The 13,955-nt window shown below is 72.3% G+C and carries 13 protein-coding genes; 3 read left to right on the top strand and 10 right to left on the bottom strand.

Annotated elements, in window-relative coordinates; genetic code table 11:
- Positions 1 to 2: 2 nt before the first annotated feature.
- The 5 genes from ACOZ38_RS08220 to ACOZ38_RS08200 form a co-directional block, all read right to left on the bottom strand.
- The gene (locus tag ACOZ38_RS08220; protein WP_405145141.1) at positions 3 to 728 is read right to left on the bottom strand and encodes a phosphatase PAP2 family protein; all 726 of its coding nucleotides are present in this window, start codon (positions 726 to 728) and stop codon (positions 3 to 5) included.
- Positions 712 to 1,533 (bottom strand): phosphatase PAP2 family protein, encoded by an 822-nt coding sequence (locus ACOZ38_RS08215; protein ID WP_424529503.1) that lies wholly within the window; start codon positions 1,531 to 1,533, stop codon positions 712 to 714. The genes ACOZ38_RS08220 and ACOZ38_RS08215 overlap by 17 nt, the downstream gene beginning before the upstream one ends.
- A 59-nt stretch (positions 1,534 to 1,592) precedes the next feature.
- Positions 1,593 to 2,606, bottom strand: a complete 1,014-nt coding sequence (locus tag ACOZ38_RS08210; RefSeq protein ID WP_424529502.1) for a YihY/virulence factor BrkB family protein — start codon at positions 2,604 to 2,606, stop codon at positions 1,593 to 1,595.
- 3 nt (positions 2,607 to 2,609) lie between these two features.
- Positions 2,610 to 3,482, bottom strand: coding sequence for a diacylglycerol/lipid kinase family protein (locus tag ACOZ38_RS08205; RefSeq protein WP_424529501.1), 873 nt, complete (start codon positions 3,480 to 3,482; stop codon positions 2,610 to 2,612).
- A 79-nt stretch (positions 3,483 to 3,561) separates the two neighbouring features.
- Positions 3,562 to 4,299: a Stp1/IreP family PP2C-type Ser/Thr phosphatase gene (locus ACOZ38_RS08200; RefSeq protein WP_424529500.1), complete on the bottom strand. Its 738-nt coding sequence runs from the start codon at positions 4,297 to 4,299 to the stop codon at positions 3,562 to 3,564.
- A gap of 123 nt (positions 4,300 to 4,422) precedes the next feature.
- Here ACOZ38_RS08200 and ACOZ38_RS08195 point away from each other — a divergent pair, with 123 nt between their 5' ends.
- Positions 4,423 to 6,366 carry an N-6 DNA methylase gene (locus ACOZ38_RS08195; RefSeq protein WP_424529499.1) on the top strand — a complete coding sequence of 648 codons (1,944 nt, stop codon included), beginning with the start codon at positions 4,423 to 4,425 and terminating at the stop codon, positions 6,364 to 6,366.
- A gap of 38 nt (positions 6,367 to 6,404) precedes the next feature.
- Complete coding sequence (locus tag ACOZ38_RS08190; RefSeq protein ID WP_424529498.1) at positions 6,405 to 7,298, top strand: serine/threonine-protein kinase; 894 nt, start codon at positions 6,405 to 6,407, stop codon at positions 7,296 to 7,298.
- 42 nt (positions 7,299 to 7,340) lie between these two features.
- On the opposite strand, the gene ACOZ38_RS08185 is transcribed toward ACOZ38_RS08190, so the two are convergent.
- Positions 7,341 to 7,808, bottom strand: a complete 468-nt coding sequence (locus ACOZ38_RS08185; protein WP_424529497.1) for a MarR family winged helix-turn-helix transcriptional regulator — start codon at positions 7,806 to 7,808, stop codon at positions 7,341 to 7,343.
- A gap of 117 nt (positions 7,809 to 7,925) precedes the next feature.
- Between ACOZ38_RS08185 and ACOZ38_RS08180 the strand changes: the two genes are divergently transcribed.
- Positions 7,926 to 8,939, top strand: a complete 1,014-nt coding sequence (locus ACOZ38_RS08180) for an RDD family protein (RefSeq protein WP_424529496.1) — start codon at positions 7,926 to 7,928, stop codon at positions 8,937 to 8,939.
- Between the two features lie 40 nt (positions 8,940 to 8,979).
- Here ACOZ38_RS08180 and ACOZ38_RS08175 read toward each other — a convergent pair whose 3' ends face one another.
- The 4 genes from ACOZ38_RS08175 to ACOZ38_RS08160 all read right to left on the bottom strand — a co-directional run bounded on the left by ACOZ38_RS08175 (position 8,980) and on the right by ACOZ38_RS08160 (position 13,894).
- Positions 8,980 to 10,584, bottom strand: a complete 1,605-nt coding sequence (locus ACOZ38_RS08175) for an N-acyl-D-amino-acid deacylase family protein (protein WP_424529495.1) — start codon at positions 10,582 to 10,584, stop codon at positions 8,980 to 8,982.
- Positions 10,585 to 10,609: 25 nt separating this feature from the next.
- The gene (locus tag ACOZ38_RS08170; protein WP_424529494.1) at positions 10,610 to 11,740 is read right to left on the bottom strand and encodes a globin domain-containing protein; all 1,131 of its coding nucleotides are present in this window, start codon (positions 11,738 to 11,740) and stop codon (positions 10,610 to 10,612) included.
- Positions 11,741 to 11,744: 4 nt separating this feature from the next.
- Positions 11,745 to 12,413: a pyridoxamine 5'-phosphate oxidase family protein gene (locus tag ACOZ38_RS08165; protein ID WP_424529493.1), complete on the bottom strand. Its 669-nt coding sequence runs from the start codon at positions 12,411 to 12,413 to the stop codon at positions 11,745 to 11,747.
- Positions 12,414 to 12,634: 221 nt separating this feature from the next.
- The gene (locus ACOZ38_RS08160; RefSeq protein WP_405145129.1) at positions 12,635 to 13,894 is read right to left on the bottom strand and encodes an amino acid deaminase; all 1,260 of its coding nucleotides are present in this window, start codon (positions 13,892 to 13,894) and stop codon (positions 12,635 to 12,637) included.
- Between the last annotated feature and the right edge of the window lie 61 nt (positions 13,895 to 13,955).

Raw genomic sequence — 13,955 nt, 5'->3', positions numbered from 1 at the left:
GGCTACGCGGCGGCGGCGCGGGGCTCGGATCCCCTGCCCGGGATGAGCGGTGTGCCGAGGATGGCGTGGCCGACCACGGCGAGGCAGACGAAGCCGAGCACGAGACCCCAGCTCACGTCGGTCAGGTGGTGCATGCCCCTGTACAGGCGGGAGATGCCGACGATCAGCGGGGCCGCGATGCCGAGCACCCACCACAGCACCTTGAGCGCGGTGTGGCGATGGGTGTGCAGGGCGAGCACGAGCGCCATCCCGCAGTAGAAGCCGACCGCGGCGCTGGTGTGCCCCGAGGGGAAGCTTGAGGTCGGCGGCGCGGGATCGAGGTGGTGGACCGTCGGCCTTGGGCGCTGGATGAAGACCGTGGCCAGCAGGAACACCGCCGACTGCGTCCAGACGGACAGGATGATGAAGATCGACTCGCGCCACCGCCTGAAGACCAGCCGGAACGCGATCGCCGCGATGGCCGTCAGGACGATGATCACCGGAGTGTCAGAAAGCATCGAGCCGAAGTGTGTGAGCGTGTTGAACAGCGGGGTGCGGTCCTCAGCGAGCCCCTGGTTCACCGCCACCTCACCCGCGACCTCGGCGTGCAGCGGCTTGATGATCAGCCACCCGACGCCGAGCGTGACCGCGGCGAGTAACACGAGGGGAAGCAGGATGAGGCGCAGCACCCATGCGACGGTCTCCGACGCCCGCGTGCCGCTCGCCGTCACCCTAGTGTCCGTGACCATACGCACTTCCCTTCGGGGAGATGTCCTCCTTGGCCTCCGGCTCGACACCCTCTCGGTGCGGCTCGGAGGGACGGCGTCCCATTTCACGACGCCAGGTCTCGAACGCGGCCGTCGTCGCCGCGACGACCGCCATGCCGAACACGACACCCGCCACCACGTCGCTGACCCAGTGCACGCCGAGGGCCACCCGCGTGTACGCGACCCCGACGACGATCACCGTCCCGACGATCCAGGCGATCACCCTCTGGCGGCGGCCGAGGACGGGCAGGAGCAGCAGGATCAGCACGCCGACGCCGAGCGTCACGTTCACCGCGTGCCCTGAGGGGAACGACGAGCCGGGCGCCAGGTCGACGGGGTTCGGCAGGTGGGGACGGGCGCGGGCCACGAGCGCCTTGAGCCCCAGCCCGAGCAGCCCGCCGACCGCGATGGTCGTCACCGCCCAGGCCGCGAGCCGGGGGGCACGCCGGTAGACCAGCCAGGCCGCCGCCACCCCGATCAGCACCCGCCAGGTCCCGGGGCCGAAGACGTTGGTCCAGAGCCGCAGGAAGCTCACCCAGGCCGGATGCGCCAGCGCGTAGGTGTGCAGCGTGTCGGCCGCGCCCTCGTCGAGCCGGTTGAGCGGTCCGAACGAGGTCTCCACCAGGACCAGCAGGAGCGTGAACGGAATCAGGACGAGGATCACCGCGCCCGACGCGAGCGTGAGCCGCAGGCCCAGCCGCTTGTCGGGGTCGAACCGCTTCCCGAACCATCCGTCCCTGCCGCCGAACCACGATCCGCGCGTGCCGGCCTTCTGTGTTCCATTCACGAACGACATTCCCTTCCCGTACCGGCGCCGCTTCCCCGAGCGGTTCCCGAACGTGCTCGTCACTGCCCGCATCCCGCCGGATCGGGCTTCGTACCTCCCTCGGCTCCGGTACGGCTGCCCGCGGGACCGGGGTCGGCCTTGATCGGGCCGCCCGCGCCCCCTCGGCACGCCTCAAGCTGTGCCGCGAAGGACAGTCCGAGGAACAGCGCCACGGAGCTGAGCAGCGACCACAGAAGCAGCGCCATCACGGCGGTCAGCGGCCCGTAGGTCGCGCCGAAGGAGCCGGTGTTCTCGATATAGAAGGCCAGTGCCCAGGTGAACAGGGTCCAAAGCGCGAGAGCGACGATCGCCCCCGCCGCGAGCCAGGTGTGCCCCGGCTGCTTGCGCCGGGGCGCGGCGCGGAACAGCACCGAGGCCGACAGCACCGCGAGCAGGAAGCCGACCGGCCACCGCAGCACCGTCCAGGCCATGGTCGCCGTGTCCCCCCAGTCGTACACCCGCGCGATCGCGCGGCCGATGGCCTTGCCGCCCACCATGATCACGAACCCGAGGGTCATCAGGGAGCCGGCCGTGAGGGCCATCAGCACGGCCTTGGTGTACTTGCGGCGGAAGGGGCTGTCGCGCTCGACACCGTAGATGCGGTTGGCGCCGCGCTCGATCTGGGCCATGGCGGTCGTCAGCCCGACCACGGCGGTCACGAGGCCGAACCACAGGGCGATGGCACCGCCGTCACCGGCGTGGCGCTCGTGCACCGCGAGGGCGTCCTTGATGACCTCCTCGCCCGAGCCCGAGGCGAACTGGCGGATGATGAGCCGCATCACCTGCCCGAACTCCTCCTGGTGGACCACCGAGCTGAGCCCGACGGCGGCGATGGCGCCGGGGATGATCGCCAGGCAGATCTGGAAGGCCAGCGCCCGCGAGTGGCTGAAGCCGTCGCCGTACCTGAACCGGACGAACGAGTCGCGGACGAGGTGCCACCCGCCGTACCGGCGCAGGGTCGCCCACGCGTCGTCGGCGCTGAGCTCCTCGCCGCTCATCGACCTGGTCTGCGGGACCGTGGTGGCCGTGCCCATGGGTCAGCGCTCCGTTCCGCGGGGCGTCCGCAGCAGCAGCGCCTTGGGGCTCGTCTCGACGGACATGGTGGTGCCGTAGCCGATGGGGTCGCCGTCGCACTCGTACAGGACGGCCGGCTCGACGTCGATCTTGATCCGGGCGGCGGTGTACCGCTCCGCCCGCCGGTCGTAGCGCTGCGACCGCGTCAGCACGTGGCCCACCACGCGCAGCCAGTCCATCGGGGTGCGCGGGGCGAGGATGAGGATGTCGAGGTGCCCGTCGTCCGGCCGGGCGTCGGGCAGCAGGCGCAGGCCGCCCTGGAGCCGGCCGACGTTGCCGATCAGGACCATCATCGCCCGCCTGCGCAGCGTCGTGCGCCCGTCCAGGCAGAGCGTGACCTGGAACGGCCGGTCGCGCAGGTGCTTGACCAGGCCGCCCACGTAGGCGAGCCAGCCGATCTTGGCCTTGGCGCCGTCGCTCGTGCTGTGCGCCATGGACGCGTCGAGGCCGATGCCCGCCATGACGACGAACGGGCGGCCGTCGATCGCGCCGACGTCGATCGCCCGCGTCTCGCCCTCCACCCCGGTGCGGACGGCCTCCGCCGGCGTGGCGGGGAGCCCGAGGTTGCGGGCCAGGAGGTTGCCGGTGCCGACGGACAGGATGGCCAAGGGCACCCCCGTGCCCATCAGTCCCTCGACGCACGCGCGCACGGTGCCGTCGCCGCCGGAGGCGAAGACCAGCTCGGCCCCCTCGGAAACGGCCCGCTCGGCCATGCTCACGCCGGGGTCCTCGGCCGTCGTCTCGATCCACAGCGGCTCGTCCCAGCCGTAACGCGCAAGCTCGGCCGTCACCTCGGCGCGGTGGCGGTCCATCTCGGACACCTTGGTCGGGTTCACAATCACTGCAGCTTGGGGCACGGCAGTGCTTGCTACCCGGATTGCGGTGCTTTGAACGGCCGTTGCCGGGCGCCGGGGCTCAGGTGCCGGTCAGCACCTCGGCCACGACGCAGGTGATGTTGTCGGGCCCCCCGCCCTCCTTGGCGAGATCGATGAGCCGCTGGGCGGCCTCGCCCAGGTCGGTCATCGTGGTCAGGGTCTCGTGCAGCGCCTGCGGCCCGACCACGCCGCTGAGCCCGTCGGAGCAGATCAGGTAGCGGTCGCCCGTGCGGGCCTCGCGCATGGAGAGGTCGGGCTCGACGGACCCGCTCCCGCCGAGCGCCCGCATGAGCAGGGAGCGGCGCGGATGCGCGGCGGCCTGCTCGGGGGTCATCTGCCCGTCGTCCACGAGGGACTGGACCAGGGTGTGGTCACGCGTGATCTGGTAGAGGTAGCCCTCGCGGAGCAAGTAGGCACGAGAGTCGCCGATGTGGGCGAGCGCGAACCTCGGGCCGTCCCACAGCATGGCGGTGAGGGTCGTGCCCATGCCGGTGAGCTTGGGATCGCGCCCGGCCATGTCCTTCAGCCGCCGGTCGGCCTCGGAGATCGTGGTCTCCAGCGTTCCGAGCAGGTCGGCGCTGGGAGGGTCGCTGTCCAGGGCGGACATCGTGGCGATGACGGTCGCGCTGGCCACCTCGCCGTGGCTGTGCCCGCCCATCCCGTCGGCGACGGCGAGAAGCCTCGGACCGGCGTACACCGAGTCTTCGTTCTGCTGGCGGCGCAGGCCGACGTCGGTGCGAGCCGCGTAACGCAGCGTGAACGACGCGTTGTTCGACATGACCTCAGTAAATCATTGGTTGAAACACTTCACAACCATATAATTGGTGGATTGGAGCGGCATGGTCGACTAATCTGACCGTGGGGCGCCTGGGTAGACCCCGAGCAGGGAGATGCGACGCGAATGGGACACGACGCCATGTTGAACGCAGGCGACATCGCCCGGCTCGCCGATGTCGGGCGCGCGGCGGTGAGCAACTGGCGGCGCCGCTACGACGACTTCCCCCAGCCTGTGGGCGGCACGGCCGCGAGCCCGTTGTTCTCCCTCCCCGAGGTCGAGGACTGGCTGCGCCGTAATGGCAAATCCTATGAGATGTCGCTGGGCGACCGGGTCTGGCAGCGGTTACGCGCCTCCGGTGACGACCTGCGGCTCGGCGACCTGGTCGGCTGCGCGGGAGCCTTCCTGCTCTACCTGCGGCGCGAGCCCGACGGCTGGAAGGCGATCACCCGGAGCCCCGAGCCCGCCAAGCGGCTCCACCAGGCCGCCGCCACCGCGACGGCCGACCTTCCCGTCCCGGTCGACTGGGGCCTGATCGACGCCCGGCTCTACCGGCTGATCGCCGACCTGGCCGCGGAGAACGGGCCGCTCGCCGCCTTCGAGCTGCTCTGCGAGCGCTACGCCGAGGCCCATTCCCGGCAGCTCTCCGTCACGCGGTCCGACGTCGCCGAGCAGGTGGCGCGGCTCGCCCGCCTGGAGGCCGCGACCGGCGGCACCTTCGCCGTCTTCGACCCGGCGTGCGGCGTCGGGGGCCTCCTGCTGCCCTTCGCGGACGCGCGGGTGCGCGGGCAGGAGAGCGGCGAGACCTCGGCGCTGCTCACGGCCGTACGGCTGCTGCTGCGCGACGCGCGCGCGGAGGTCGTCGCCGGCGACTCGCTCCGGCTCGACGGGTTCCCCGACGTGCGCGCCGACATCGTGGTCTGCGACCCGCCGTTCAACGAGCGCGCGTGGGGGTACGAGGAGCTGACCGGCGACCCCCGGTGGGAGTACGGCCTGCCGCCGCGCGGGGAGTCCGAGCTCGCCTGGGTGCAGCACTGCCTGGCCCACGCGCGCCCCGGCGGGCTGGTCGCCATCCTCATGCCCGCCGCCGCCGCGAGCCGCCGCCCCGGCAAGCGCATCCGGGGCAACCTGCTGCGGGCCGGCGCGCTGCGCGCGGTGGTCACGCTGTCGGCGGGAGGCCCCGACCTGTGGCTGCTGCGCCGCCCTGAGGCCGGCGAGCGCCCGCCGTCGCTGGTGCTGATGATGGACGCCACCGACGACCTCTCGACCGTCGAGGCCGCCTGGCGCGCGTTCACGGCCGATCCCGAGTCCGAGCCGCCCGGCACCGCGCGGGCCGTCCGCATCATCGACCTGCTGGACGACGAGGTCGACCTCAGCCCCGCGCGGCACCGCCCGCACCCGCCCGAGGAGGACCCGGCCCTCGGGTTCGGCGCGGTGGAGCACCGCTTCCGCGCGGCGGTGGCCGCGCTGCCCGAGGCGCTGCCCGGCATCGCGCCGCTCGCCGAGGCGCGCGACCTGCCGAGCACCACCGTCGGCGAGCTGGTCAGGGCGGGGCTGGTGACGATCCAGCAAGGGCCGCCGAGGATGCCTTCCGGCACCGGCGACCTGCCCGTGCTGACCGCCGCCGACCTCGCCACCGGAGGCGGGCCCTCCGGCCGCACCGGAAGCCACCAGGGTCACGTCGTCCTCGCGGCCGGGGACGTCGTCGCCACGAACACCACCGCGGAGACCGCCGTCCGCACCGTCGCCGAGGGCGGCGCCGTGCTCGGGCCCCAGCTCCACCTCTACCGGGTCGACCGCGAGCGGATGGATCCCGACTTCCTGGCCGGATACCTCCGCTACGCCGGCACGTCCGGCGCGGCTCGGGCGTATTCCGGGGCGAGCCGGGTCGACGCCCGCCGGGTGCGCATCCCAAGGCTCTCCCTTTCCGAGCAGCAGGTGTACGGCCGCGCCTTCCGCGAGCTGCTCGCCCTGGAGGACCGGCTGCGCGAGACGACCGCCCTGGGAGAGACGCTCGTCCGGCTAGGCTTTGACGGTCTGGTCGGCGGCCGCCTGCGGCCCAACGGTTAAGGGTGTATTTTTCCCCGATAGATCATCAGGAGGGGCGAATGGTCATCGGCGACCGGTACGTGCTCGACGACCTGCCCCTCGGCCAGGGCGGCATGGGCGCCGTCTACGGCGGCCACGACAGGCATCTCGACCGCAAGGTGGCCGTGAAGTTCCTGCGGTTCCCCGGCGGGCACGACGAGGAGCTGGAGCAGCGCTTCATGCGCGAGGCGCGCATCCTGGCCAGGCTGGAGCACGCGGGGGCGCCGATCCTCTACGACTTCGGCACCTTCGACCGGCGGCTGTTCCAGGTCATGCAGTTCATCGACGGCGTCACCGTCGCCGATCTCGTGAGCGAGCACGGGCCGCTCCCGGTGCCCTGGGCCGCCGCGATCACCGCCCAGGCGTGCGCGGTGCTGTCCGCCGCCCACGCCCTGTCCATCTGCCATCGCGACCTCAAGCCGACCAACCTCATGCTCTGTCCCGACGGCAGCGTCAAGGTGCTCGACTTCGGGCTCGCGATGCTGCGGGAGGCGGACGTCGCGCAGTTCACCCGCATCGGCCAGATCCTCGGCACCCCGGCGTACATGTCACCCGAGCAGATCCAGCGCGGGCTGGCGGGCCCGCGCAGCGACCTCTACGCCCTCGGCTGCGTCCTGCACGAGATGCTGACCGGCCGGCAGCTCTTCGCCGGGCCCACGGAGTACGCCGTGTTCGAGAAGCAGGTGAACGAGACGCCTCAGGAGGTGCCCGGCGTGCCGGAGGAGCTGAACCGGCTGATCGCCGGCCTGCTGGAGAAGACGCCTGAGAACCGTCCCGCCGACGCGAACACGCTGTACGAGCGCCTGCAGCCCTTCGCGGTCGACCTTCCCATGCTCCCCGGGTTCCTCACCCCGCCCTCGGTGCCGAGCCCCGGCCGCATGTACGCCCGCGTGGTCGGCCGCGTCCTTCCCTGACCGTCTCAGCTCGGCCGGGCCCCGCCCGTCGCCCGGCTCTGGTCAGCAGCCGTCCGTCGTGTTCAGGTTGGTGAGCACGGCACCGAAGATGTCGTGCAGTTGCCGTACCTGCTCCGGGGTGAGCCGGTCGAACAGCACGCGACGCACCTCCTCGACATGCCCGGGGGCCGCCTCGGCCAGCGCGGCGAAGCCCTCGCCGGTGAGCGTGGCCACGGTCGTGCGGCCGTCGCCGGGGCGCTTGCGCCTTCGCACCCAGCCCTGCGCCTCCAGCTTGGCCACCGCGTGCGACAGCCTGCTGGCCGACGAGCGCACCAGCTGCGCCAGCTCGGTCATCGTCATCGAGCGCTCGGGCGCCTCCGACAGCATCGCCAGGATCATGTAGTACGTGTGCGGCATCGCGGCGTCCCGCTGGAGCTGCCGGTCGAGGGACTCGTGCAGGAGCTGCGAGGCCCAGAGAAAGGTACGCCAGGTCCTCTGCTCATCCTCGTCCAGCCACCGCGTCTCGCTCACGCCCCCAGTTTACCGGTTCACTTGAGCGCTCAATTGTGACGACCTGCCGCGCCGCCCCGATGCGCGATCAGTATTCGATATCGTGCAGGATCACCCCGTATCGGCTGAGAGGTCGTCGTGTCGAGCTCCCCCTGGTTATCCCGGCTCTCGCTCCTGCTCTGGACCGGCGCTCTGGCGCTGGCCGTGTTCCCGACCTGGCACAACGGGCTTCCCTGGGACGCCTGGCGCCTCTGGGACGACACGGTCGCCGGCCGGATCCCCGGCAACCCTTACGGGGAGCCGTTCCCGGTGTCGGTGGCCAGAGGCGACGCCGGCACGATCGTGCGGACGGCGCAGCAGTGGGGGGTCCCCGCCATCCTCGTGCTCGCCGGGTTCCTCGCGTGCGTCAGGTGGGGAAGGCCCCAGGCCACCGGGCGGCGCATCGCCTGCGTCCTGGCCCTGCTGGCGGTCGGCGGGCCGCTCGCCCGCCAGTACTTCTCCCCGGAAGCCTGCCTGATCTTCGGATTCGGCAGCGGCCACTGGTCCGCGGCCTTGCTGGACGAGCTGGGCTGGACCCAGGCGGCCTACCTGGGAGCCGCCGTACTCGTCGTGCTCGCGGCACGCGCCATGGGCACCGGCGAACCCGAGCAGGATCAGCAGAGCGGCCCGCGACCCTCGGTGGAGTGGCGGCGGCCGGTCGCGGCCCTCGCCGACTACCTGCTCGTGCTGGTCATCGCCACCGTCGCCACCACGGGCCTCGACATGCTCGCGCTGCCGAGCTTCTCCCGCGACGTCGACCACGGGCTGCTGGGCGGCTACAAGCTCTGGGACACCGGCCCCGCCTGGCCCCTGCTGGTGATCGCGGTCTTCATCTACTTCTGGGCACAGCACGCACGCTGGGGCCAGACGGTGGGCAAGCGGCTGCTGGGTGTGCGCGTCGTGTCGCTCCAGACGGACGCGCCGCCGTCAGTCGCCAGGGCCGCGCTGCGGGCCGTGGTGTTCCCCGCTCTCGCCATGGTCCCCGAGTACGGCGTGCTCATCATGCTCGCCGACATGCTGTGGATGCTCGTCGACCCCCGGGCGCGCTGCCTGCACGACCGGCTCGCGGGGACGTTCGTCACCGCCGCGCGGCAGTACGTGCCCCAGCCGTGAGCGGGCCCGGCCGCCCCGGTGACGCCCCTTCTGCGGCCCCTCAGCGGGTGCCGGTGGGGGTGTGGCGGAGGGCTCCGCCGGGGAGGGCGCCGGTGGGGCGGCCGTCGGCGATGACGGGGACGCCGCCGACGAAGACGTACGGGATGCCGGTGGGCCGCCGGCGGGGGTCGTCGAAGGTGGCCGCGTCGCCGACCGTGAGCGGGTCGAACAGCACCAGGTCGGCGTGGTACCCCGGCCTGACCAGCCCGCGCTCGACGAGCCTCAGCCGCCTGGCGGCGTTGCCGGTGAGGTGGGCGACGCACTCCTCCAGCGTGAGCACGCCCTCGTCCCGCGCGTAGTGACCGAGGTAGCGGGGAAAGGAGCCCCACGCGCGGGGATGCGGCCGCGCGCCGGTGAGCAGGCCGTCGCTCCCGCATGTGTGCGCGGGGTGCCGCATGATGGCCCGCACGTTCTCCTCGTTGCCCACGAGCTGAAGGATCGTGGTGCCGAGCTCGTCGTCGAGCAGCTGCTCGCGGTACACCTCGAAGGGCGCGCGGCCTGAGTCGGCGGCCAGCCGGGCGATCGTACGGCCGACGCGGCCGGCGAGGGCGGGCGAGCGGGTGCCGGAGATCTGGATGGTGTCCCAGTCGACGGGCACGCCGTGGCAGCCGTCGGAGCCGTCCTCCTCCATGACCCGCCTGACGCGCTCTGCCGTCGCGGGGTCGCGGAGCCGCGCGAGGGTGTGGTCGGGACCGCCCTCGGACGCCCAGCTCGGCAGCAGCGCGGCCAGCGTGGTGGAGCCGGGCAGGTAGGGATAGGTGTCCAGGGTGATGTCGCAGCCGCCGTCGATCGCGGTGTCGAGCAGGCGCAGGAGCTCCCCCGCCCGGCCGGCGTTGACGGCGAAGTTCATCGTCGCGTGGGCCAGGTGCAGCGGGCAGCCCGACGCGCGCGACACCTCGACCATCTCGGCGTACGCCTCCAGCGCGCCCGCGCCGTACGAGCGGTGGTGCGGGGAGTAGTAGCCGCCGAGCCGGGCGACGACCCGGCACAGCTCCACCAGCTCATCGGTGCCCGCGTACATGCCGGGGGTGTAGGTGAGCCCGCTGGACATGCCGATCGCGCCCTCGGCCATGGCCTCGGCGACCAGCGTCTTCTGCCGCTCCAGCTCGGCCTCGGTGGGGGGCCGCGCGTCCCAGCCCATGGCCAGCGCCCGCACCGTGCCCTGCGGCACGAGGTAGCAGGCGTTGACGGCGATGCCCCGGTCGAGCCGCGCGAGGTACTCGCCGACCGACCGCCAGTCCCAGTCGAACCCCTCGGGGTCGCCGTTCCATCCGGCGAGCTGCCTGCGGAGCTGCGCGAGCGTGGTGTCGTCGACGGGCGCGTACGACAGCCCGTCCTGCCCGAGGACCTCGCAGGTGACGCCCTGGCCGACCTTGGCCAGATGGCCGGGGTCCGACAGCAGGGCCAGGTCGGAGTGGGCGTGCATGTCGACGAAGCCGGGCGCGAGCACGAGCCCGTGCGCGTCGAGGCTCCGGCCGGGGCCGCCCTCCCCCGGCGGGACGATCGCGGCGATCCGGCCGCCGCTCACGGTGACGTCCGCGGCGTAGGCGGGCGCGCCCGTGCCGTCGGCCACGCTCGCCCCCCGGACGACCAGCCCGTCCGTCACCCGGTCACCTCCCCGCCGATCTCCCTCAGGAGTACACCAGAGTGGGCGCCCCCGGCGTGAACTCGGTGTGGATGAGACGGGACGGCACGCCGAGGTGCAGCAGGCGGGAGGTCGTCACCTGCACCATGTCGGGTGAGCCGCAGACGAAGATGTCCCCGTCCAGGGCGACGCGGTGGTTGAGCAGCGCGTCCACCGCGCTCTCCCTGCGCCATTCCTGGGGGTCGTCGGAGACCGCCTTGACCACCCGCAGGCGCCGGTGGTGGGAGCGCAGGGCGCGCAGGTCGGCGAGGTCGTAGGCGTCGCCGGCGTACCGGACGCCGTGGAAGAGGTCGATGCTCGGCCGGTCGGGCAGCCACATCGACTCCTCGATGAGCGCCTTGAGCGGCGAGAGCCCGGTGCCCCCCGCGATGAAGATCAGATGGGAGGTGCTCGCGCGTTCGAGGACGAGGGAGCCGCGCGGCGGCCCGAGCTTGATGGTGTCGCCCGGGCGCGTGTGGTGGGCCAGCGCGGTGCTGACCCATCCCCCCGACACGACCCGCACGTGGAAGGTCAGCCGGTTGTCACGTCGCTGCGCGTTGGCGATCGAGTACGGCCGCCACACCTTGGGCCAGTAGGGCGTCTGCAGGGTGGCGTACTGGCCCGCCTTGTACGGGTAGGGCTGGTCGGGCTCGACGGTGATCACGGCGATCTCGCGCGTGCGCATCTCGTGCGCCACCACGACCCCGGTCCACGCGGGCGGCGTGTACGCGGCCTCCTGCTCTGCGGCCTGCACCATCACGTCGGCGATGAACTGGTAGGCGTCGATCCACGCCGAGTCGTACACGGCCCGCCAGGCGTCCCCGGCGTTGGCCCGCATGGCGATGACCAGGCACCGCCCCACGGCGGGATAGTGCTCCGGCACGACCCCGTACTTGCGGTGGTCGCGCGCGAGCTGGCCGAGGTACTCCCCGAGCCCCTCGATGTTCTCCAGGTTGAGCACGACCTGAGTGAGCGCCCGCAGCAGGCGGTCGCGCTGGCTGTCCATCGCTGGCGGGAACATCTCGCGGATGTGGGGATAGTCCGCGAAGAGCTTCGCGTAGAAGTGCATGGCGACCTTGTCGGCCACCGGCTCGACCAGAGCCCAGCTCTGGCGGATCAGTCCGATGTCGATGCTCATGGCGTTACTCGGCCGACCGGCCCGCTTCCTGTCGCTCGCGTTCACGGCCCCGCGTGGCGGCGACGCCGAAGTGGTCGTCGCCCGCGGGCCTGCGGCCCTCGGCGTCGCGGCGCCTGCGGTCCTGCCTGGCCAGGAGCGGGATGTGCTTGGAGCAGTGGATGTAGGCCTCCTCGACCTCGACCATGACCCACCGGTCGGCGCGGCGTCCGGGGGCGGTCTGGTCCTCGTCGGTCAGTCCATGGCGGCGGGCCGCGTCGTAGGCGGTGGTGATGGTCGCCGCGCCGTTCACGTGCAGCCCCACCAGGTCGTCGAAGAAGTCGACGAACAGCAGGCTGAGGTGCGGGTTCTCCATGATGTTGCCCATGCTCGCGAGCACGCCGTTGCCCCGGAACTCCGGGTAGATCAGTCTGCCGGGGTCTAGCACCCGGACGAATCCCGGCGGGCCCGCGCGGAAGGAGGTGTCGCAGTTGCCCGCCGCGTCGGAAGTGCCGATGAAGGCCATCTCCTGGCGGGCGACGAACTCCTGCATCTCGGGCGTCAGGCGGTCGACCACCTGCCGGTCGTAGAAGCGGAGCGCCCGCTCTCGCGTGGAGAACAGGCTCTGGAGGAGGTGCTCGCCCCTCGACCCAGGCAGCCCTTCGCCCTCCCGACCGTCGTACGGCCCGTGCTCCATCTACGCTCCCATCACCGTCGCGTCCACCACTGCCCGAGGTGTGCAACGAAGCCGACTAATCGCCACAAAAACCCCATAGGCAACATCCGCCACAATAACGGGGGAATCACACACGTGCCCACGATCTACCGAAATAATCCTGACTTGCCCAAGTCATGCGCGGCGCCAGGCTTCCATGATCCCGGGGCACGCGTCAACCATGCCTGGTCCGGCGGGATGGATCAGAAGTACGTCCTCACGAGATCGACGACCGCGGGGTCCGGTGCGTCGATGTCGTCGACCACGGGGATCAGCGTCCACTTGTCGAACGCCGTGCACGGGTGGGAGAGCCCGAGGCGCACCACGTCGCCGCAGCCGACGCCGGAGCCGTCGCCGAGCGCCAGGAAGGTGAGCTGGTCGTTGAGCGCGGTGACCCGGGCCTCGCCGAGGATCGAGCCGCTCCCGCCGCGCACGGCCTGCGGCTCGGGCAGCCCCTCGTCGAACGGCAGGTCGCGCTTGCCCGCGTCGAGCAGCGCGAGCCCCGGCTCCGGCCGCGACACGACCCGGGCCCACCCGTGCATCGCCGGACGCAGCGGCCCGGGCCCGGCGCCGCGCGAGAACGGGGAGATCGCGCGGTAGAAGCCGTCGTCGTGCACGACGTACGCGCCCGACCGCAGCACCACGCGCGCGCCGAGCCCGCCGAGGACCTCCACGACCTGGTCGAAGTACGCGCTGCCGCCCGCGGTGACGACGGGCTCGTCGACCTCGTACGCGAGCCTGCCGTGGAGCGTGGCCATCCGCCTCAGGAAGCCGTCCACCGCGGCGAGGCTCGCCGCGGAGGCGTCGTGGCCGAGCGCGCCCTCGTACCCGGCGACGCCGGCCAGGCGCAGTGTGGGAGCGGCCCGCACCGCGCCGGCGATCGCGACCGCCTCGGCCACGTCCCGCACGCCGGTACGGCCGCCCGGCGCGCCCAGCTCGACGCACACGTCCACCGGCCGATCGGTGCCCGCCTCGCGCAGGGCGGCGTCCATGATGGCGACGGAACGGGCGGAGTCCACCCAGCAGGAGAACGAGAAGCCGGGGTCCCCGTCGAGCTGGGCGCCGATCCACGCCAGCCCCGCGGGGTCGAGCAGGCTGCCGGCGAGCATCAGGCGGCTCACCCCGAAGGCCCGGGCGACGCGGAGCTGCGGCAGGTTCGCGAGCGTGAGACCCCAGGCCCCGGCGGCGAGCTGGCGCTGCCAGAGGGCGGGCGCCATCGTGCTCTTGCCGTGCGGGGCCAGGGAGACCCCCGCGGCCGCGACCCAGGCGGCCATCGTCTCGATGTTGTGGTCCAGGGCCCGGCGTTCCAGGGTGAGCAACGGCGTCCCGAAGTCCGCGAGCGAGGGCCGCCGGGAGAGGTACTCCCCGGCCGTGACCCCGGAGGCGTCCAGGGGCGCGGCCTTGAACCGCCAGTCGAGCCGCTCCTCGCGCAGTGCGGCGACAGCGGCGGCGTCGATGGGCACCGGGCCTCCTCTTTTGCGTGGATTGCGCTAGTTTCTACCCGCGTTATCACTGCCGGTCAAC

Source organism: Sphaerisporangium viridialbum (genome assembly GCF_049674955.1).
Lineage (GTDB): Bacteria > Actinomycetota > Actinomycetes > Streptosporangiales > Streptosporangiaceae > Sphaerisporangium > Sphaerisporangium viridialbum.
This window is presented reverse-complemented; position numbering and strand designations above follow the sequence as displayed.

Coding starts and splice junctions, on each gene's coding strand:
- ACOZ38_RS08200 (WP_424529500.1), bottom strand. CDS start 4,299: ATGTCGAACAACGCGTCGTTCACGCTGCGTTACGCGGCTCGCACCGAC.
- ACOZ38_RS08195 (WP_424529499.1), top strand. CDS start 4,423: ATGGGACACGACGCCATGTTGAACGCAGGCGACATCGCCCGGCTCGCC.
- ACOZ38_RS08220 (WP_405145141.1), bottom strand. CDS start 728: ATGGTCACGGACACTAGGGTGACGGCGAGCGGCACGCGGGCGTCGGAG.
- ACOZ38_RS08170 (WP_424529494.1), bottom strand. CDS start 11,740: ATGAGCATCGACATCGGACTGATCCGCCAGAGCTGGGCTCTGGTCGAG.
- ACOZ38_RS08190 (WP_424529498.1), top strand. CDS start 6,405: ATGGTCATCGGCGACCGGTACGTGCTCGACGACCTGCCCCTCGGCCAG.
- ACOZ38_RS08210 (WP_424529502.1), bottom strand. CDS start 2,606: ATGGGCACGGCCACCACGGTCCCGCAGACCAGGTCGATGAGCGGCGAG.
- ACOZ38_RS08165 (WP_424529493.1), bottom strand. CDS start 12,413: ATGGAGCACGGGCCGTACGACGGTCGGGAGGGCGAAGGGCTGCCTGGG.